The 19,322-nt window shown below is 71.4% G+C and carries 16 protein-coding genes; 12 read left to right on the forward strand and 4 right to left on the reverse strand.

The window, feature by feature from the left end:
- Nucleotides 1–92: 92 nt before the first annotated feature.
- Complete coding sequence (locus M8H82_RS27735) at nt 93–539, forward strand: hypothetical protein (RefSeq protein ID WP_250077793.1); 447 nt, start codon at nt 93–95, stop codon at nt 537–539.
- A gap of 57 nt (nt 540–596) precedes the next feature.
- Here M8H82_RS27735 and M8H82_RS27740 read toward each other — a convergent pair whose 3' ends face one another.
- The gene (locus tag M8H82_RS27740; RefSeq protein WP_250077794.1) at nt 597–1,127 is read right to left on the reverse strand and encodes an SH3 domain-containing protein; all 531 of its coding nucleotides are present in this window, start codon (nt 1,125–1,127) and stop codon (nt 597–599) included.
- 152 nt (nt 1,128–1,279) lie between these two features.
- Between M8H82_RS27740 and M8H82_RS27745 the strand changes: the two genes are divergently transcribed.
- Genes M8H82_RS27745 through M8H82_RS27755 form a run of 3 tightly spaced genes read left to right on the forward strand, consistent with a single transcriptional unit; the run spans nt 1,280 to nt 5,065 of the window.
- A complete protein-coding gene (locus M8H82_RS27745; RefSeq protein WP_250077795.1) occupies nt 1,280–2,128 on the forward strand; it encodes a hypothetical protein in 849 nt (282 codons plus the stop codon).
- Nucleotides 2,129–2,149: 21 nt separating this feature from the next.
- Nucleotides 2,150–3,097, forward strand: coding sequence for an endonuclease/exonuclease/phosphatase family protein (locus M8H82_RS27750; protein ID WP_250077796.1), 948 nt, complete (start codon nt 2,150–2,152; stop codon nt 3,095–3,097).
- Nucleotides 3,098–3,124: 27 nt separating this feature from the next.
- A complete protein-coding gene (locus M8H82_RS27755; RefSeq protein ID WP_250077797.1) occupies nt 3,125–5,065 on the forward strand; it encodes an FUSC family protein in 1,941 nt (646 codons plus the stop codon).
- Between the two features lie 60 nt (nt 5,066–5,125).
- Here the strand turns inward: M8H82_RS27755 and M8H82_RS27760 are convergent, their stop codons facing one another.
- Nucleotides 5,126–7,192 (reverse strand): PhoX family protein, encoded by a 2,067-nt coding sequence (locus M8H82_RS27760; RefSeq protein ID WP_250077798.1) that lies wholly within the window; start codon nt 7,190–7,192, stop codon nt 5,126–5,128.
- A gap of 236 nt (nt 7,193–7,428) precedes the next feature.
- Between M8H82_RS27760 and M8H82_RS27765 the strand changes: the two genes are divergently transcribed.
- From M8H82_RS27765 to M8H82_RS27785, 5 genes are all read left to right on the forward strand, one after another.
- Nucleotides 7,429–8,979: a VWA domain-containing protein gene (locus tag M8H82_RS27765; RefSeq protein WP_250077799.1), complete on the forward strand. Its 1,551-nt coding sequence runs from the start codon at nt 7,429–7,431 to the stop codon at nt 8,977–8,979.
- A gap of 140 nt (nt 8,980–9,119) precedes the next feature.
- Nucleotides 9,120–10,838 carry a methionine--tRNA ligase gene (gene metG / locus M8H82_RS27770; protein WP_250077800.1) on the forward strand — a complete coding sequence of 573 codons (1,719 nt, stop codon included), beginning with the start codon at nt 9,120–9,122 and terminating at the stop codon, nt 10,836–10,838.
- A gap of 93 nt (nt 10,839–10,931) precedes the next feature.
- The gene (locus tag M8H82_RS27775; protein ID WP_250077801.1) at nt 10,932–11,297 is read left to right on the forward strand and encodes a PH domain-containing protein; all 366 of its coding nucleotides are present in this window, start codon (nt 10,932–10,934) and stop codon (nt 11,295–11,297) included.
- A gap of 111 nt (nt 11,298–11,408) precedes the next feature.
- Nucleotides 11,409–14,465 carry a VCBS repeat-containing protein gene (locus M8H82_RS36640; RefSeq protein WP_250077802.1) on the forward strand — a complete coding sequence of 1,019 codons (3,057 nt, stop codon included), beginning with the start codon at nt 11,409–11,411 and terminating at the stop codon, nt 14,463–14,465.
- A gap of 8 nt (nt 14,466–14,473) precedes the next feature.
- Nucleotides 14,474–15,889 carry an FG-GAP-like repeat-containing protein gene (locus M8H82_RS27785; RefSeq protein WP_250077803.1) on the forward strand — a complete coding sequence of 472 codons (1,416 nt, stop codon included), beginning with the start codon at nt 14,474–14,476 and terminating at the stop codon, nt 15,887–15,889.
- On the opposite strand, the gene M8H82_RS27790 is transcribed toward M8H82_RS27785, so the two are convergent.
- Both M8H82_RS27790 and M8H82_RS27795 read right to left on the reverse strand, forming a co-directional pair.
- Nucleotides 15,882–16,088, reverse strand: coding sequence for a DUF397 domain-containing protein (locus M8H82_RS27790; RefSeq protein WP_250077804.1), 207 nt, complete (start codon nt 16,086–16,088; stop codon nt 15,882–15,884). The genes M8H82_RS27785 and M8H82_RS27790 overlap by 8 nt on opposite strands.
- Complete coding sequence (locus tag M8H82_RS27795; protein WP_250077805.1) at nt 16,085–16,960, reverse strand: helix-turn-helix transcriptional regulator; 876 nt, start codon at nt 16,958–16,960, stop codon at nt 16,085–16,087. The genes M8H82_RS27790 and M8H82_RS27795 overlap by 4 nt, the downstream gene beginning before the upstream one ends.
- Before the next feature lie 163 nt (nt 16,961–17,123).
- Between M8H82_RS27795 and M8H82_RS27800 the strand changes: the two genes are divergently transcribed.
- From M8H82_RS27800 to M8H82_RS27810, 3 genes are all read left to right on the forward strand, one after another.
- Nucleotides 17,124–17,660: an ATP-binding protein gene (locus M8H82_RS27800; protein WP_250077806.1), complete on the forward strand. Its 537-nt coding sequence runs from the start codon at nt 17,124–17,126 to the stop codon at nt 17,658–17,660.
- A 149-nt stretch (nt 17,661–17,809) separates the two neighbouring features.
- Entirely contained in the window at nt 17,810–18,670 is an 861-nt protein-coding gene (locus tag M8H82_RS27805) for a helix-turn-helix domain-containing protein (RefSeq protein ID WP_250077812.1), read from the forward strand.
- Between the two features lie 52 nt (nt 18,671–18,722).
- A partial coding sequence (locus M8H82_RS27810) for a Uma2 family endonuclease (RefSeq protein WP_250077807.1) occupies nt 18,723–19,322 on the forward strand: 600 nt, incomplete at its 3' end.

A 19,322-nucleotide genomic window follows, 5' to 3' on the forward strand; every position in this document is an offset into this window, starting at 1 on the left:
CCGTGCGCACCGCATCTTCGAGTTGCCAGGGTCCCCGCCCCGGGTGTGCTCTGGAAGCCGGGGGCGGACAACCCCAAGGAGGAGGTGCTCCCATGGCTCATGCGGCACCCAGACCCGGCCGGTCCACCGGCAGGGTCACGGTCACACCCGACGTCTTCAGCGAGCGCACCCACACCCTCGCGCGGTTCGGCATCCCGGTCGTCCTCGGTCTGGTCTACGGCTACTGGGCCGCGGCCAACCGGCGCGACGGCGGTGAGATCACCGGCTGGAACATCCTGTTCGGCTTCGCCACCGCCATCACGTTCATGGTGCTGTGCATCGCGGTGGCCGTGCTGGCGCCCAGGCTGAAGAGGGAGCTGCACTCGCTGACGAAGTCCGCCTTCGCGGGCGCGGCGTTCGGCTTCCTCTACAGCCAGGCCGGCGCCACCGTCCTCAGGTCCGTGACGATGAGCCTGCTGATCACCGCGGCCGTCTTCGCGGTGTTCTTCTACCGCTACTACACGCACGAGGACGGCGAGGGCAATCCCCTGCCCCGCTGACCGCACGCGTGGGCCCCGGCACTGCTGCCGGGGCCCACGCGCTCCCTCACCTACCCCTCACCAGCCGCCCAGCAGGCTCCAGCCGCTGGACGACGATCCGGAGACGCTCCAGCTCCACGAGCCGGACGCGGACACGCTCCAGGAGGCGTTGACGTACGGATCCTCCCAGTTGGTCCAGGACCCGTCCTTCCACACCGGGCAGGGGTCCGAGCAGTTCGGCACCCGTGCCCCGCCGGTGTCGACGAAGGCGGCGCTGGCCCAGCCCTGGACACCCTCGAGCCAGTACCAGTGCGGGTTGCCGTTGACGCTCTGGCCGCGGACCTTGCAGTCCACGCGGTCCTGGCTGCCCGGCGCGAGCCGGGCCACGACGGGCGAGTGAACGGTCGGTTCCAGCCTGACGTTGAGCTTCGTGTGGGAAACGACGGTGCCCCAGATCGGACCGCCATGGCCGCCACCGCCTCCGCCGTGTCCGTCGGCGTAGCCGGGCGGTGCTGCCGCGGCTGCCGTCGCGCCCGCTGTGGCGGCGGTCAGAGAGCCGCCGGTGAGCAGGGCCACGGCCAGGGTCCGCAGGGCCGGAGTGGTGCGCATGATCGCCTCCTTCTCCCCAGCACCAGGAAACACCCGTTCGGGTGAACCCTCCACCGGAGAGCCGGGGGCCCGGTCCCCCCAAGGGGTCCACGGCTCCGCCGGACGGCCGCTCAGCGCTGGCGGGCCCGGCCCGGCCGGGCTTGCCTGAGGACGTGTCCTCCCGGCTGCACAACGCCCTCTCGGCCGCGCTGATCGCGCTGGCCTGCCTCCTGGTGCCGTTCGGCGCGCTGGCGGCCTGGGTGTCGTACGGGCTCGCCGACACCGGCCGGTACGTCACCGCGATGGCGCCGCTGGCCGCCGATCCGGCCGTGCGGGACGCGGTCGCGGACACGGTCGGTGACGGGATCGTGCGGGAGACGGACGCCGGGGCGCCGATGCGGCCGTTCGTGCACGACGCGGTGCGGTCCTTCACCGGCACCGACGCCTTCCGCACCGCCTGGGCCAGCGGCAACCGGGCCGTCCACGACGCGGTCCTGCGAGCCGTGCGCGACGGCCGGGGCGGCGAGGTGCGGGTCGATCTGGCCCCGGTCGCCGCCGAGGTGAAGCAGCAACTGGCCGCCGACAACGTGCCGCTGGCGGACCGGATCCCGGTCGAGCACACCGAGGTCGCCGTGCTCCCCGCCGGTGAACTGGACCGGCTGCGCCGGGGGTTGTCCGTGGTGGAGGTCGCCGCCTTCTGGCTGCCCGTCACGGCCGCGCTGCTCGCCGTCGCCGGGATCGCCGTCGCCGCCTGCCGCCGGCGCGCGGTGACCGCGACCGCGCTCGGCACCGCGCTGGGCGGCGCCTTCCTCGCCCTCGCCGTCTTCCTGGGGCGCCGGCTGACCCTGGCCGACCTGCCCGAGACCGTGCACCGGCCGGCCGCGGAAGCGGTGTACGACGCGCTCACCGCGACCCTGCGCACGGTGTCCTGGCTGCTGGTCGCCGTCGGTCTGGCGGTGGCGCTCACCACCTGGCTGATCACCCGGCACCGGCAACCTCCGGTGGCGGCGCCCCGTCCTTGAGGAGGGGGAAGGGGGCGGTCGGTGGGGGCGAACGGGCGGCGGTTCCTTGCCTGGTGCGCGGGGCTGGCGTGCGCCGGGGCGAGCGTGGTGGTCGGGTGCCGGGCGGCGGACACGGACGGGATCACGCCGGTGCCGCAGATGCTGGCCTTCCTGCCCTGGCTGCTGGTGCCCACCGGTCTCGGCGTGCTGTGCGCGCTGCTCGCCCGGTGGTGGCCCGGCTTGTTGTGGGGGGCGGTGCTGCTGGGGCTGCTGGCCTGGTTCCTGGAGCCGTACGGCACGGCGGGCGCCCCGGGCGGACCGGCCGTGGCCTCCGTCCGGGTGCTGGCGGCGAACGTCGAGTTCGGGAACGGTACGCCCGCGCTGATCGCCGCCGTACGCCGGGAGCGACCTGACGTGGTGTTCGTCTCGGAGTGCGATCCGGCGTGCGAGGCGCGGCTCGGCGCGAACGCCGGCTACCCGCACCGGGAGGCGGTGCCCGGCACCGGCTCGACGGGCTCGCTGATCCTCAGCCGGTTCCCGCTGCGGGGCACCGGGGGCGTCCCCGGCACGATGGGCATGCCCGGCGCGGTGGCGGACGTGCGGGGTCACGCCGTACGCCTCCAGCTCGCGCACCCCATGCCCCCCGTGCCGGGTCAGGTCGGCGTCTGGCGGGAGGAGTTGGCGGCGCTGCGGGATTTCGCGGCGCGGGGCGGCGACGCCCCGACGATCCTCGCGGGCGACTTCAACGCCTCCCAGGACCACGCGTCCTTCCGCCGCGTCCTGGACGCCGGTCTGCGGGACGCGGCCCGGCTCACCGACGACGACCGCACGCCGACCTGGCCCTCGCGCACGGCGCCGGCGCTGGGGGTGCAGATCGACCATGTGCTGGTGTCCCGGGAGTTCTCCGCGCGCCGGACCCGCTTCCTGGACCTGGCCGACACCGACCACCGGGCCGTGCTCGCCGACCTCACGCTGCACGGGCCCGGCTGATCCGCACCGCCCGCCCATAATGGGCGCATGTCCCGCGAGTTCCCCATCGACCTCACCCCTCCCGACTGGCTGGTCCGGAACCTCCAGACCCAGCCGGCCCCCGTCAACCGGGCGGCCGTGGCACGGGCGGCGGTCGCGATGGCGCTGCCGCTCGCCGTCGGACTCGCCGCCGGGGAACCGGCGTACGGGGCGCTCGCCTCGATGGGCGCGCTGTCCGGGGTCATCGGGGACACCGCCGACGCCTACCGGATGCGGCTGCTCAACATCGCCGTGCCGCAGCTCTTCGGCGCGGTCGGCATCACCCTCGGCGCGCTGGTGTTCGGGCACGGATGGGTGGCGGTCGCCGTCGTGACCGCCGTCGCGCTGGTCTCCGGGATGATCTCGACGATCGGCGCGGTGGCCTCCGTGTCGGGGCTGCTCCTGCTGCTGAACTCGGTGGTCGGGGCGGGGCTGCCGATGCCCGGCCCTTGGTGGCTGGCGCCGGTGCTGATGACGGGCGGCGGGCTGCTCGTGCTGCTGCTGGCGCTGCTCGCCTGGCCGCTGCGCGGCGGGGTGCCGGAGCGGACGGCGGTGGCGGACACGTACCGCACGGTCGCCGATCTGCTGGCGGCGACGGGCCACCCGGAGTCGTACGACACCGTCCGGCACACCGTCACCCAGTCCCTGAACCAGTCCTACGACCTCGTCCTCGCCCGGCGCACCCGCCACCACGGCCGCAGCCCCGAACTGACCCGGCTGCTCGCCCAGCTGAACGCGGTCATCCCGGTCGTGGAGGCCGCCCCCGCCGCTCACCAGGACGGCAGACCGCTGCCCCCCGAACTCCCCGAGGCGGTACGGCACCTCGCGCACGCCGTGGAGACCGGCTTCACCGGCCCGATAGGGCTGCGGCTGCCCACCCCGACGACCGAGACCGGGCGCGCTGTCGACCACGCCCTGCGCCATGCCGCCGACGTGGTCGCCGCCCCCGACGTGGACCCCCGCGGCATCGACGACCGGCTCGGCCGCCCCGCGGCCCTCGGCATCCGGGCCGCCCGCGCCGCCCGCAACGTCGCCCTGTCCGCCGCCTCCTGGCGCTACGGCCTGCGGCTCGCCCTGTGCATCGGGGTGGCCCAGGTGCTGGTGTCGATCGTGCCGGTGCCGCGCTCCTACTGGGTGGCGCTGACCATCACCTTCGTGATGAAGCCCGACTTCGGCTCGGTCTTCTCCCGGGCCCTGCTGCGCGCGCTCGGCACGGTCGCCGGACTGGTCGTCGCGGCGGCGGTGCTCTCGGAGGTGCCCCGGGGCTGGTGGGACGTACCGGTGATGCTGCTGCTCGCCCCGCTGATCCCGGCCCTCACCCCGCGCGGCTACGGCTACCAGACCGCGGCCATCACACCGGTGATCCTGCTGCTGTCCGACGTGCTGAACCAGCAGGGCACCGCGCTGCTCCTGCCCCGGCTGGTGGACTCGCTGATGGGCTGCGGCATCGCGCTGGTCGCCGGGTACCTGCTGTGGCCGGAGAGCTGGCACACCCGGGTCGGCGACCGGCTCGCGGAGGCGGTGGCGGCCACCGCCCGCTATGTGGAGGGCGCCTTCGGCGCGGACGCGGTCGACCCGCCCGCCCGCGCGCGGATGCGCCGCGGCCTGTACCGCGACCTGTCCGTCATCCGTACGGAGTTCCAGCGCGCCCTGACCGAACCGCCGCCCACCGGCCGCCGGGCCGCCGCCTGGTGGCCGCTGGTCGTCGCCGTGGAACGGATCGTCGACGCGACGACGGCGGCCCGGGTCCGCGTCAAGCACGGAGCCGTGCCGCCGTCGCAGGCGGAGGTCGCGCAGGTCGCCCGGCAACTGAGGGAGCTGTCGGAGGGCCTGCGAGAGGTGGACGTGCTGTACGCGGTCCGCACCGACCTCACCGGACCGTCGGGCAGCGTCCTGGAGCCGCTGCGGCAGGAAGTGGCGGCGGCCAGGGCCATCGCCTCCCCGCGCTGAGGCGCCGGGCACGGACGGACGCGGCCGCCGCGCCGGTCCGTGCCCGGCCCCCGCTGCGGGTCAGACGCCGATGTCGCGGCCGTCCTTGCGCCACACGGCCACGACGGCCGGGCGGACGTAGGTGCCGGGCCCGTCGGGCCAGGTGGAGGCCGGGGCCTCGACCGTCGCGCCGTCGATCTCGCCCGGGTGCTGCACGGCGACCAGGACGCGGCGGTCCTGGATGATCGGGCCGCAGGTCTCGGCACCCTTCGGCACGGTCAGGAACTGCTTCAGCTCACCGCGCCGCTCGCCGCGCGTGGCGACACCGAACAGGCCGTCGTGCGAGCCCAGCTGGGCGCCGTCGGTGGAGATCCACAGGTTGCCGTACGGGTCGAAGGCGACGTTGTCCGGGCAGGAGATCGGGCTGACCTGGTCCTTCGGGAAGCCCGCGAAGTAGGTGGCCGGGTCGCTCGGGTCACCGGCGACCAGGAACAGGCTCCAGGCGAACCGGGTGCTGTCGGCGCGGTTCCAGCGCTCGGTCAGCTCCAGGATCTGGCCGTGCTTGTTGCTGTTGCGCGGGTTGGCCTCGTCGGCGGGGGCGTAGCCGGTCTTGCCGCGGTTGCTGTTGTTGGTGAGGGCGATGTACACCTTGCCGGTGTGCGGGTTGGGCTCGACGTCCTCGGGCCGGTCCATCTTGGTAGCGCCGACCTTGTCACCGGCGAGCCGGGTGAAGACGAACACCTCCTCGGCGGTCATGCCCTCGACATGGCTGACGGCGCCCTTGGCGGTGGCGGTGGCCAGCGGGATCCACTCGCCGGAACCGTCGAACTCGCCGTCGGCCGGGAGCTTGCCGGTGCCGTCGATCTCGATGGCGGGCGAGTCGCCGGTGAGCCTGGCGACGTAGAGGGTGCCCTCATCGAGCAGCGAGAGGTTGTGCTCGCGCACCGCGCGGCCGGAACCCTTCTTCATCCGCTTGCTGCCGACGAACTTGTAGAAGTAGTCGAACCGCTCGTCGTCACCGCTGTAGACGACGGGACGGCCGTCGTGGGTGAGCCGCACGGTGGCGCCCTCGTGCTTGAAGCGGCCGAGCGCGGTGTGCTTGCGCGGCGTGGAGTGCGGGTCGTACGGGTCCAGCTCGACGACGTAGCCGAAGCGGTGCACCTCGTTGGGCTCCTGGGCCACGTCGAAGCGCTTGTCGAAGAGCTCCCACTTGCGCTCGGTGGGGCCGGTGCCGATGCCGTACCGCTTGTCGGTGGCGCGGCTGCTGTTGGCGAAGTACTGGTTGAAGTTCTCCTCGCCGTGCAGCGTGGTGCCCCACGGGGTGGTGCCGCCGGCGCAGTTGTTGAGGGTGCCGAGCACCTTGGTGCCGGAGGGGTCGGCGGAGGTCTTCAGCAGGTCGGAACCGGCGGCGGGGCCGGTGATCCGGAACTCGGTCGTGGCGGTGATCCGCCGGTTGAGCGGGTGCCGGGGAACGGGCTTGAGCTGCCCGTTCTTCTTGTTGCCCTCCACCACCACGGCGGACAGCCCGTGCGCGGCCCAGGCGATCTCGACCTGCTCGCGGGTGGGGTTGGCGGCGTCGTAGCCGCGGAACATCAGGATCTCGTCGGTGTACTCGTGGTTGGCGACGAGGATCTGCCGGTTGTACTCGCCGGGCAGCGGGAGCAGGGCGAGGTAGTCGCAGTTGTAGCCGAACTGCTGGGCCTGCGCCTTGGCGGTCTGCTTCTCCGGGTCGAAGGCGGGCGCACCGCGCAGGATGGGCTCGCCCCAGCGGATGACGACGTTCTGCCCGTAGCCCTCGGGCACGGTGACGGCGTCGGCGGTGTTGGGCGCGACGGCCGTGAAGCGCAGGCCCCGGGCACCCTTGGCGGTGCCGGGCTTGCCCGTGCCGGCGGGCGCGGCCTCGGCGGCGGGCGCGGCGGCGACGCTCACGGCGGTGCCGGCGGCGGCCGCGGCGGTCACGACGGCGGCGGCACGCATCACGCTACGGCGGCTCAGGGCGCCGGCGATGACGTCGCCGACGTACGGGTTTGCGGTGGTGTTGGGCACCTCGTGGAAACAGGCGTCACCACACCGGAAACGGCAGGTCATGGCGGAACGACCGCCGGGATGTGAACCGTTCGTTCTGATGAGCGGCAGCGGAATGCGCACTTTGTTCTCCCCTAGCTTCCCCTTGGATCCAGCGTGACGGACGGTAGGTGGGCGTTTGTGCGAACGCGGGGACGAGCGATGAACGACGAGTGAACTGGGGGTATCGGTCCCTCGGTTGTCGCGGGCGACGCGGCTCGGGGGAGGGCAGCCGAAGATCATCGCCCGGGGCGGCTAACCTTACGTGTCCGTCCTGGCCAGGGATTTACGGGCTACAACTCATCCGAAGGGTTGCGCACATGGGCATTCTCACTCTCCTGCGGAACGCATTGGGCCGCACCCGAAAGGGGCGTACGGCCGAGGCAGAGGGTGCGGAAGGGACAAAGCCGACCGTGCCGACGCAGCCTGCGCCCACGGCGACCCCCGACCCGACCCCGGCGGCCGAGACCCCCGCCACAACCCCGGCGGCCGAGACCCCCGCCCCGGCACCGGCTCAGGTCCCCGAGCCCCGCCCGGCGACGGACGACCACGAACTGGTAGCGGCGGCCTTCGACAACGTCACGGTCCCGAAGCAGACGGCTCCGCCGACGGCAGCGGAGCGGGTGGCCGAGCCGGCGGCGGAGACGGCTGAGCAGGCGGCAGAGCGCGAGCCGAAGGCTGAAACGCCGGAGCCGGTGGCCGAGCCGACGGCGGAGACGGCTGAGCCGGTGATCGACCGGGAGCCGGAGGCGGAGACCCCGGTGGCCGAGCCGGAGTCACAGACGCCCGAGCCGGAGAAGCCGGTGGTGGTGATCGAACTCGAGCCGGAGCTGGAGACGCCCGAACCGGTGACGGAGCGCGAGCCCGAGCCGGTGGCGGAGGCTGAGCCCGAACCGGTCGCGGAGACGGCAGAGCCGGTCACGGAAACAGCAAAGCCCGACGCGAAGACGGCGGAGCCCGTCGCAGTCGCAGAGCCCGAGCCGGCCGTAGAGGCAGAAACGGCCGCAGAGCCGAAGGCCGCCGTGGAGCCGAAGGCCGCCGCAGAGCCGGAGCCCGCGGCCGCCGACGGCGAGGAAGCCCCACAGGGGCCACCCGCGGCCGACAACGAGACCCGCACGGGTGGTGCGGGTGGGAACGACCCGGCCGAAGGCGAAGCCGAGGCCGAGCAGACACCCACACCCGCCACCACGTCCCCCGCCACCACCCTCACCCAGCTCAAGACCGCCGCCCCCAGCCTGGCCACCGCCTACCGCGCAGCCACCACCACCCTCAAGAAGAACGACCTCACCGGCACCCGGGCCAAGGTCCACCTCGTCCTGGACCGCTCCGCCTCCATGCGCCCGTACTACAAGGACGGCTCCGCCCAGGCCCTCGCCGAACAGACCCTCGCCCTCGCCGCCCACCTCGACCCCGAGGCCACGGTCCACGTCACCTTCTTCTCCACGGAGCTCGACGGCACCGGCGAACTCACCCTCACCAACCACGAGAACAAGATCGACGAGTTGCACGCGGCCCTCGGCCGCATGGGCCGCACCAGCTACCACGTAGCGGTGGAGGAAGTCGTCACCCACCACGAGAAGACGACCTCCGACGACCCCGACGCCCCCCGCACCCCCGCCCTCGTCATCTTCCAGACCGACGGCGCCCCGGACGCGAAGACCCCCGCCACCCAGGCCCTCACCGACGCGGCGAAGAACCACCCCCACATCCACTTCGCCTTCGTCGCCTTCGGCGAGCACGACAACAAGGCCTTCGACTACCTCCGCAAGCTGAAGACCGGCAACACGTCCTTCTTCCACGCGGGCCCCACCCCCCGCGAGCTCACCGACACCGAGCTCTACACCGGCGTACTCGCGAACTGGAAGCCGTAACCGAAAGACGCCAACCGCAAGACGCCATCCGAAAGACGACGGCCGCCCCTTCCCACCCCTCAAAACGGGAAGCGGGCGGCCCACCCATGTCGGCTACGATTCCTAGGTTCGCAAACGACCGACCCGGGAGCAGCCACACCATGGCTCGACACCTCATCACCAGCGCCCTTCCCTACATCAACGGGATCAAGCACCTGGGCAACATGGTGGGGTCCATGCTCCCGGCGGACGTGTACTCCCGGTACCTCCGCCAGCGCGGCCACGACGTCCTGTACATCTGCGCCACCGACGAGCACGGCACCCCCGCCGAACTGGCCGCCAAGGAGCAGGGCCTGCCGGTGGCCGAGTTCTGCGCGCAGGCGCACGACGCGCAGAAGGCGGTCTACGACGGCTTCGCGCTGGCCTTCGACTACTTCGGCCGCAGCTCCAGCCCGCAGAACGTCGAGATCACCCAGCACTTCGCCCGCCGCCTCAACGAGAACGGCTTCATCGAAGAGCGCGCCATCCGCCAGGTGTACAGCCCCACCGACGGCCGCTTCCTCCCGGACCGCTACGTCGAGGGCACCTGCCCCCACTGCGGCTACGACAAGGCCCGCGGCGACCAGTGCGAGAACTGCACCCGCGTCCTGGACCCCACCGACCTGATCGACCCGCGCTCGGCGATCTCCGGCTCCACCGACCTGGAGGTCCGCGAGACCAAGCACCTCTTCCTCCTCCAGTCCAAGCTGCAGCACGAGGTCGAGGAGTGGGTCGCCCGCCACGAGGACGACTGGCCCCAGCTCGCCTCCTCGATCGCCCGCAAGTGGCTGAACGAGGGCCTGCACGACCGCGCCATCACCCGTGACCTGGACTGGGGCGTCCCGGTCCCGGCCGACACCTGGCCGGAGCTGGCGGCGGAGGGCAAGGTCTTCTACGTCTGGTTCGACGCCCCGATCGAGTACATCGGCGCGACGAAGGAGTGGGCGGACCAGGACCCGGAGAACCGGGACTGGAAGTCCTGGTGGTACGAGGCCGACGACACCGTCCGCTACACCGAGTTCATGGCGAAGGACAACGTCCCGTTCCACACGGTGATGTTCCCGGCCACCGAACTGGGCGTGCGCGAGCCGTGGAAGAAGGTCGACTACGTCAAGGCCTTCAACTGGCTGACGTACTACGGCGGCAAGTTCTCCACGAGCCAGAAGCGCGGCGTCTTCACCGACCAGGCCCTGGACATCCTCCCCGCCGACTACTGGCGCTACTTCCTGATCGCCAACGCCCCGGAGTCGGACGACTCGTCCTTCACCTGGGAGCACTTCACGGCGACGGTGAACAAGGACCTGGCCGACACCCTGGGCAACTTCGTCAACCGCGTCCTGTCCTTCTCCAAGAAGCGCTTCGGCGAGGAGGCCCCGGCCGGCGGCACGCCCGGCGAGGCGGAGGCCCGCCTCGGCGAGGAGATCGCCCGCCTGCTCGCGGAGTACGAGCAGCAGATGGAGGCCCTGCAGTTCCGCAAGGCCGCGGCCGCGCTGCGCGCGCTGTGGTCGGCGGGCAACTCCTACCTGGAGGAGAAGGCCCCCTGGCTGGAGATCAAGACCGACAAGGACGCCGCGGCCCTGACGCTGCGTACCGCGATGAACCTGATCCACCTGTACGCGGTGGTCTCGGAGCCCTTCATCCCGGCGACCTCGGCGGCCATGCGCCAGGCCTTCACGCTCGCCGACGACACCGCCGCCTGGGTGTCGGCCGACGAGGCGAAGTCCCTGTCCTTCGTCCCGGCCGGCACGCCCTTCACGGTCCCGCCGGTGCTGTTCGCCAAGCTCACGGACGAGGACCTGGAGACGTACAAGGAGCGCTTCGGCGGGGACACAGCCGCGTAACAGCCCTTCTCGGACCCCTCACTCACCAGATATATCTGGCCAAGATCACGTGACCGGCCAAGGCCGCGTGACATTCGAGTGGGGGGTCCTCTCATGGCTCTTTTCGGCAACGCACACCCGATCGACCCGGCGCAGGCCGCGCAGGACTACGCCCGGCTGCTGGGCCAGGGCGAGCAGGTGCACGCCGCCTACCTGCTGGTCCGCGACACCATCCTGCTGACCGACCGCCGCCTGATCCTGGTCGACAAGCAGGGCATCACCGGCAAGAAGACGGAGTACCACTCCATCCCCTACCGCAGCATCACGCACTTCGCGGTGGAGACGGCCGGCACCTTCGACCTCGACGCCGAACTGAAGATCTGGGTCTCCGGCGCCCAGCTCCCGATCACCAAGACCTTCACCAAGGGCGTCGACATCTACGAGGTCCAGGCCATCCTGACCCAGTACGTGGCCCGCTAGCGGCCCCCTCAGGCGGACGGCGCCACCGCACCGTCCGCCTGATGATCAACCGCTGATAGCATCCGGCCACTTGTGCGAAGGCGAGGGCCCTCGCAGGGGAGGGAACCTCACGTGGGCAGACACGCCCTGAGACGGGGCGGTCTGGCCGCTGCCGTCTCCTCACTCGTGGTCGCCGTCGCGGCCGCGTCCGTCGTCGTCCTGTCGGAGGGCGGCGACACGGCGCAGGCGGCCGAGGCCGCCACCACAAGGATCACGTTGAGCGATCCCAGCTCCGCCGATCCGCGTGAGGACCGCCCCTTCGTCGCGGGCGAGAGCGGCTATCTGCACCGGGCGGACGGTGTGGCAGGGCTGCTGTGGACGGACTACGCGACCGGTGACACGGTCACCGTCGAGACCGCGGACGGCGTCTACACGCCCGGCGCCGGCTGCGCCTACCTCACCTCCGCCTGCCGTACGGCCTGGTACGGCTCGGACAGCAACCTGGTCGCCCTGCCCTCGGCGCTGTCCGCCCCGTCCGTCACCCTCTGGGACCCGGCGACGGCCACGTCCAGGGCGGTGACCTGGAGCAGCTCGAGTGAGGGCTACTACCGGGCCCTGGCCGGGGACACCATCGTCACGAACAACGCTCTGATCGACTTCGTCGAGGGCGCCCAGCGCACCCGCCGCCTCACCGGCGAGACCACGAACATCCTGGACAACCAGGTCGTCGCCGCGGACTCCAAGGGCGTGCTGTGGGCGCGCAACGGCGGCATCCATTACATCGACGTCGACTCGGCCGTGAGCACCGAGGTGTTCGCAGGCGACGCCGACGACTACGTGCTGAGCGCGGACCGCGTCGGCTGGTACGACGGCAGCACGGGCGAACTGCACCTGAAGTCCCGCACCGACCTCACCGCCCCGGAGCAGGTCGTCACGCTGCCGTATCCCGACGAGATCAACGGCGAGCCGGTCCTGGTCGGCGACTGGCTCCTGCTGCCGTCCGGTTTCGAAGTCGTCGCCCTCTCGCTGACCGACGGCTCCACGCGAACGCTGCTGTCGAACGCCGGCGAATACGCGCTCCCCGCCCCCGGCGGCGCCCTGGTCACCGGCGGCACCGGCGCCGACGACTGGTGGCTCCAGCGGGTGAGCGAGGCCGAGGACGGCACCCCGGCGCTGGAGAAGCTGCAGCAGGTCCCGGCGCTGGAAAAGGCCAAGCGTGGCCTCGCCCTCAGCCGGGGCAGCCTGCGCGTCGTCGACTCCGGTCGCTACTCGACCCTGCGCTCCCTGACCACCAACGGTTCCACGGAACTGACCGCGACCGCCGCCGTGGACAGCGCCCAGCTCTCGTCCAAAGCGGTCTGCCCGCACAAGGGCAGCACCACCTGCATACCCCTGTGGGGCAACACCGGCGCCGAGCCGGATGACGTCTACCTCAGCACGTTTGCCGACGTCGGTCTGGAGAACGCCGACCGGATCACCGCCATCGCGGGCAGCGACCTGGAGTTCGGCACCGGGGGCGGCTCGATCGTCGACGTCTCCGACGACTACGCCGTCTACAACGCCGGATCCACCCAGTACGTCGGCGAATTCGGCCAGGGGCAGCAGTTGAAGCGTTCGGCGCGTGCCGCCGCCCTCAACGGCCCCACCCTGTGGAGCGCCACCACCACCGCCGGCAAGCTGACCTCGTACAGCCTCACCACGCGGAAGACCCTCGCCACGGTGACCGTGCCGGGCCTCGGCTGTGTGCCGAGCGAGCTTCAGGCGGCGGGCCGTTGGGTGTACTGGGCCTGCGGGTCGGCCTCGGCGGGCGTGTACGACACGAAGGCGGGTACGGCGAAGGCGGTAGCCCCTGGTGACGTGCTGCTCGGCGACGGCTTCACGGTCCGCCACGACCACGCCACCGGCGCCCTGGTGCTGACCGAGGCCGCCACCGGCACCACCCGGGTGCTGGCCTCCCGGCTCCCCGACAGCGGCGTTGCCCTGGACCGCCGCTACCGCTGGACGGTCGACGAGTACACGGGCCTGGTCGCCTGGTTCGACCTCTACGAGCGCGTTCAGGTCACCACCACGGGCATCACCCCTTCCGCAGTGACCGCCTTCGACAGCGCGTACGCCGACCTCGTCACGCCGGGCATGCCGTACGAGGCCGACGTGGAGCTGTCCCGCCCGGTCACCTCCTGGTCGCTCACCTTCACCTCCCTTCAGAGCGGGGCGAACGGCAGGGCCACGCGCACCTTCACGGGCGGCGCCAGCACGGACCGGGTGTCACTGACGTGGACCGGCAAGGCGGCCGACGGAACCTACTTCCCGAACGGTCCCGTCACCTGGACGCTGAAGGCCATCGGCCTCGGCACCACCACCGCGAACACCGTGGTCAGCGGCAACGTCTTCATGGAGCGAGGCTCGGCGGTCCGGCACGATTTCACCAGCGTGGACGGCCCCGACGGCCGCGGTGATCTGCTCACCCTCAACTCCTCCGGCGGCCTGACCTGGCACTCCGGCACGGGTTCGGGCAAGTTCGGCGAGAAGCTGACCGGCACCGGCTGGCCCACCACCGTCAAGGCCATCCCCTTCGGCGACCTGAGCGGTGACCGCTGCAACGACGTCCTGGTCCGCTACAGCAGCGGCGCCCTGCGCCTGTACAAGCCGGGCTGCGGCGCGGCGGTCAAGCCGTCGACGTCGTACACCACCCTCGCCACCAGCGGCTGGACCCAGTACGACGTACTGACCTCTCCGGGTGACCTCAGCGGCGACGGCCGCCCGGACCTGCTGGCCCGCAACGCCTCCACCGGCACCGTCTACCTCCACGAGGGCACCAGCACGGGCAAGCTCGCCGCCCGCGTGAAGCTCTACGACAACTGGAAGACGTACAAGAAGATCGTGGGCGTCGGTGACATCACCGGCGACGGCAAGGCCGACCTGCTCGCCCAGGACAAGACCAACACCCTCTACCGCTACAACGGCAAGGGCGACGGCACCTTCGCCTCCCGGGTGAAGGTCTTCTCCGACTGGGGTGCCTCCTACAACGTGGTCGTGGGCGTCGGGGACATCGACGACGACGGCAGGTCCGACCTCGTCTCCCGCGACACCGGCGGCAACCTGTACCGGAACAGCGGCGACGGCAAGGGCTCCTTCGGCAGCCGCGTGAAGATCGCGACCGGCTACTCGGGCTACAAGTCCCTTTCCTAGCAGGAGACATGATGATGCGCAGATGGGGTGTCGCCGCCTTCGTGGCGGCGAGCCTGACGGCGGGTGCGCTGCTGCCTGCCGGACCGGCGGCCGCGGTGCACGGCGCGGTGCCGGGCGACTTCAACGGGGACGGCTACCAGGACGCGGTGCTGCCCGCGCCGGGCGCGAACGTGTCGGGCAAGGAGGCCGCGGGCGCGGTCGTCGTCCTGTACGGCTCGTCCTCCGGGCTCTCCTCGGCCCAGCGCAAGACGTTCACGCAGAACACCTCCGGCGTGCCGGGCACGGCGGAGGCGTACGACCGGTTCGGCGCGGCCACCGCCACCGCCGACCTCAACCGGGACGGCTACGCCGACCTCGTCGTGGGCTCGCCCTACGAGGACACCTCCAAAGGAACGGACTCCGGCCAGGTGTCGGTCCTCTGGGGCGGCAGGAACGGGCTGACCAGCGCCACCGAGCTGCCGTCGCCGTCCGGGTCCCCGCACCTGTACGGGCAGGACATCGCCGCGCTCAGCCTCGGTGCGGCGGGCAAGACCTCGGTGGCGGTCGCCGGGTACGACGCGTTCGTGCGCTTCCTCGGGCCCTTCTCGCGCACCGGGACGTTCGGCGTCGCCATCCTGGGCATGGACGTCGGCTCGGTGGAGTCCGTCACGCTCGGCGACTTCCGCGGTGACTCGGTGCCCGCGCCGGCCGTCGCCAGCGCTCGCGACGGCGAGGCGACCGGCGGCCACCTCTACACGACGTTCGGCGCCGGGCTCGAACTCACCGGCAACGGCCTGATCACCGCCTCCGGCGACGTCAACGGTGACGGCTACGACGACCTCGTCGCCGGTGACCCGGACGAGCCGGCGGTCGCGGGCGCCGATGGCATGCCCGGCGGCCGGGTCCTGGTCTGGCACGGCTCGGGGAACGGCATCTCCACCGACACCAAGCCGGTCCAGATCACGCAGAACACTTCCGGCGTACCCGGCGCGAGCGAGAAGGGCGACGCGTTCGGCGGCGGCCTCACCGTGGCCGACCTCAACCGGGACGGCCTCGACGACATCGTGGTCGGCGCGCCCTACGAGGACGTCGGCAGCGTGCAGTGGGCGGGCGCGGTCACCGTGATCCCCGGCCGCGCCACGGGCGCCCTGGGCACCGGCGCGTACACCGTCACCCAGGACACCAAGGGCGTCCCGAGTGTCTCCGAGCCGGACGACTTCTTCGGCACGACGGTCGCCGCCGGGGACGTCGACAAGGACGGCCGCCCGGAGCTTCTCATCGGTGCCCCCAGCGAGAACGACTCCACCGGCGCGGTGTTCGTGCTCCCCGGCGGCTCCACCCGCCCCACGGGCACCGGCGCCCGCGTCTTCACCGGCCCCTCGCTCGGCCTGTCCCAGACCAGCGGCAATCTGCTCGGCGGCAACGGGCTGCTCTGGATCATCTGACGGACACCACGAAGTCGGCCCATGCCTCCGCCCCGAGGGCGAGGCGGGGGCCGGCGTCGCGGTGCTTGGAGTCGCGGACGTGGATGGTGCCGGGGGTCGTGGCGACCTCAACGCAGGACTCGCCGTCGGTGCCGCCGCTGTAACTGCTTTTGAACCACGCCAGTTCGGAGGCGTCCCGGGCAGAGGCCTTGCGGATCATGTTTCTCCCAGCAGTTGCTCGATGAAGGCCAGCGACTCCCGTGACGAGAGCGCCTGCGCCCGGATGGTGCCATACCGCAGCTCAAGCGTGTGCAGCTGCTTCGGGTCGGTGATCGGCCGCCCGCTGAACGCACCGTCAGAACGACCTGCGGCCGTCCCGTCCGGGAACTTCAACAACTCGATCCTGCCGTCCAGCCCAGGATGGGCCTCGGTGTTCGTCGGCATGACCTGAAGCGTGACGAAGTGCAACCGCCCCACCTCCAGCAGGCGTTCGAGCTGCTGTTGCCACACCATTGTGCCTCCGACTTGTCGGCGCAGCGGGGCCTCTTCCAGCACGAAGTGAATCGACGGGGCAGGGTCGCGCTCAAAGACCGTCTGCCGAGCCAGACGAGCGGCCACCATGCGTTCCACGTCGTCCAGTGAGTAGGGCGGCTGTGCTGCCTTGATGACGTGCCGGGCGTGGTCAGGCGTCCGCAGCAGTCCCGCGATGATGTTGCACTCATACACCCCGATCTCGACCGCCTTGGCCTCCAAGTCCGCCAAGGCGCGCACCTTCTTCGGGTACCGAACCTTCTCCACGTCCTCCTTCATCGCGGAGATCAGCCCGCCCGCCCCCAAGACGCTGTCGGCGTCGTCCAGATACTCGGGCCTGGGAATCCGCTTCCCGCCCTCGATCTTGTACACCATGTCCTCGCCGTATCGGAGCCGCTTCCCGAACTCCGCGGCCCGCATCCCCACCGCTTCCCGCCGCAGCCTCAACTGCCGCCCCACCGTGGCCACTACAGCCACGCCCCACTCATCGTCCGGATCCACCTCCCACCCCGGCTCATCCGCCTCGGTCCTGAGCCGTCCCGCCTCCGCGTCCACCGACATGTCGCGCGCCGCCCCTCCGTCGTACCGCCTCGTACCCGCCACGCCTCTACCCGTACGCAACGCCTCGACAAGCCCGGACAGCACCGGACAACCACCGGACAGTCACCGTACGCAACCGCGACGTCACTCCTCACGGTAGGCAGTCCCGGCCACGCTGAGTGACGTGACTCAGAAACTCGCCCGCAATTTCCGCGCCCTGCTATCCCCCACCCCCCGCGGCGCCCGCCTCGCCCGCCTGCTCGCCACGGAGGAACTGCGCAGCTGGGGACTCCCGTTGGACCCGGCGGCGAACATCGTCGCCGAGCTGGCGAACAACGCGTCCATCCACGGCCGGGTCCCCGGCCGGAGCTTCCAGCTCCTGCTCCACGTGGTCGGCAACACCCTCCGTATCGAGGTCACCGACACACTCGGTGACGGGCTGCCGCACCCGCAGCACCACACCTCGGGCAGCGACGAAACCGGCCGTGGCCTGCTCCTCGTGACCGCGCTCGCCGACCGCTGGGGTGTGACCCGGGATCTGCCACCCCGCAAGACGGTCTGGGCCGAAGTCGAAGTCGCGCCCCCAGCAGCGGAGTCACCGAAGCCTGACGCCCCACGCTCCGGTCAGACCTGCGCTCCCTATGAACCACCCCCTGGGGAGAAAGCACCGCACCAAGCCCCACCCCTCCCTCCCGCCGGGCATATTCACTCCCGCGAGTGAATATGCCCAACTCGGCTGGATTTGAGCCCGGTTGTTTGCCCTACGCTCAGCGCGAGCAACACCACACAACCGCAAACATGGAACGGCCCCCGCCGGGACGGCAATCCCAGTGCGAGGGCCTGACCACCGAGGAAGAAACCGGCTTCCCGATGGACACCGAAAACACTAGCGCGCCCTCGCGCACCCAGTCCCGTATCCCGGGCAAAAACCACTCCCACGCGCGCCCGAACTCCGGCGTGATCCACGACAACGTCCGCCTCACCGAGAACTTCACGGTGATCGGCAACGACCTCGCCCAGCACAAGGAGCTGTCGCTGCTGGCGATCGGGCTGGGGTGTTACATCCAGTCGGTGCGACCGGGTACGGCCATCGACATCAAAACCCTCGCCGCCCGCTTCCCGGAGGGTCCCACCCGTATCTCCGCGGCCCTCCGCGAACTCGAGACCCACGGCTACCTCCACCGCACCCGCTTACGGGCCCAGACGGGCCGGATCATCACCCGCACCGTCTCCTGCAACAGGCCGGGCCACCGCACCACCCCGCCCGACACGTCCACCAGGCCCGCCCGACGCCCGGCCCCGGACAAGCCCCCGCCCCGCAGGAAGCTCCTCCCCGCAGTACCCCAGCCCTCGCACCCTTCCCCCGCCCTTCTCCAGACAGCCGTCGACGTCCTCGCCGACCTCCGCCGCCGCGACCCCCGCCTCCTCCTCTCCGCCACCGACGCCGAGCACCTCGCCCCCGGCGTCGCCGCCTGGCTGGAGCGCGACGTCACCCCCACCGCCGTACGCCACACCCTGACCGAGAACCTGCCGCCGGAACCCCTGATCCGCCCGGCCGCCTTCCTGGCCCACCGCCTGACCGCTCAGCTCCCACCGCCGCCCCCCTTCCGTCCCCCGGCGGCGGAACCCAGACACCCCTTCCAGACCTGCGACGGCTGCGACCGCCCATTCCGCGCCCCCACCCCCGGCCGCTGCCGCGACTGCCGACCCGATCTCCCGGAGGCCACCTAGCATGAGCGTGACGATCCTTGCCCCTGGGCACAGACGACGAGGAGCGAGCGCCATGACCATCGCCCCGGACAACGCGCGGCAGGGTGCTTCCCACCTGTACCGAGCCATGCGCGAATTCGTGGAGTCCACGGACGGCACCCTCCCCGGCAGGTTCGAGATCACCAAGGAAGGGATCGTCCTCGACATGATGTCGCCTGTCCGGCCACATGAGCTCACCGCACTCCTTCTCCGGAAGCGCCTGGAGAAGGTCATGCCGGAGGAGATCGTGGCCCACACGGGCGAACCCGACGTCGAGATGGAGCCGGAGGGCATCATGCGCCGCCCGGACGTGATGGTGATCGCTATGACGGACATGGAGGGAGAGGGGGCCTTCGACCCCCTCACGCTCATCGCCGCCATCGAGATCGTTTCTCGCTCCAACCCTGACAACGACTGGGTCACCAAGATGCGGGACTATCCCCTGATCGGCATCCCTGTCTACGCGCTCTTCGACCCCCGCACCGGTAGTGGTGCCGTCCTTACCGACATCCACAGCACCCCCGATGGCCCCCGTTACGCCACCCGGAAGGACTTCGTCTACGGCGAGGACGTCACCATCGGCGACTGGACCATCTCGACACAGGGCTTGCCGCACTATGAGAAAGAGACCGGC

The organism is Streptomyces sp. YS415 (assembly GCF_023544665.1).
Taxonomy (GTDB): Bacteria; Actinomycetota; Actinomycetes; order Streptomycetales; family Streptomycetaceae; genus Streptomyces.

Bases quoted from the DNA above. Each gene is read 5' to 3' on its own strand.
- M8H82_RS27735 (WP_250077793.1), top strand. From the start codon at position 93: ATGGCTCATGCGGCACCCAGACCCGGCCGGTCCACCGGCAGGGTCACG.
- M8H82_RS27740 (WP_250077794.1), bottom strand. From the start codon at position 1,127: ATGCGCACCACTCCGGCCCTGCGGACCCTGGCCGTGGCCCTGCTCACC.
- M8H82_RS27755 (WP_250077797.1), top strand. From the start codon at position 3,125: ATGTCCCGCGAGTTCCCCATCGACCTCACCCCTCCCGACTGGCTGGTC.
- M8H82_RS27765 (WP_250077799.1), top strand. From the start codon at position 7,429: ATGGGCATTCTCACTCTCCTGCGGAACGCATTGGGCCGCACCCGAAAG.
- metG (WP_250077800.1), top strand. From the start codon at position 9,120: ATGGCTCGACACCTCATCACCAGCGCCCTTCCCTACATCAACGGGATC.
- M8H82_RS27775 (WP_250077801.1), top strand. From the start codon at position 10,932: ATGGCTCTTTTCGGCAACGCACACCCGATCGACCCGGCGCAGGCCGCG.
- M8H82_RS27785 (WP_250077803.1), top strand. From the start codon at position 14,474: ATGATGATGCGCAGATGGGGTGTCGCCGCCTTCGTGGCGGCGAGCCTG.
- M8H82_RS27790 (WP_250077804.1), bottom strand. From the start codon at position 16,088: ATGATCCGCAAGGCCTCTGCCCGGGACGCCTCCGAACTGGCGTGGTTC.
- M8H82_RS27795 (WP_250077805.1), bottom strand. From the start codon at position 16,960: ATGTCGGTGGACGCGGAGGCGGGACGGCTCAGGACCGAGGCGGATGAG.
- M8H82_RS27805 (WP_250077812.1), top strand. From the start codon at position 17,810: ATGGACACCGAAAACACTAGCGCGCCCTCGCGCACCCAGTCCCGTATC.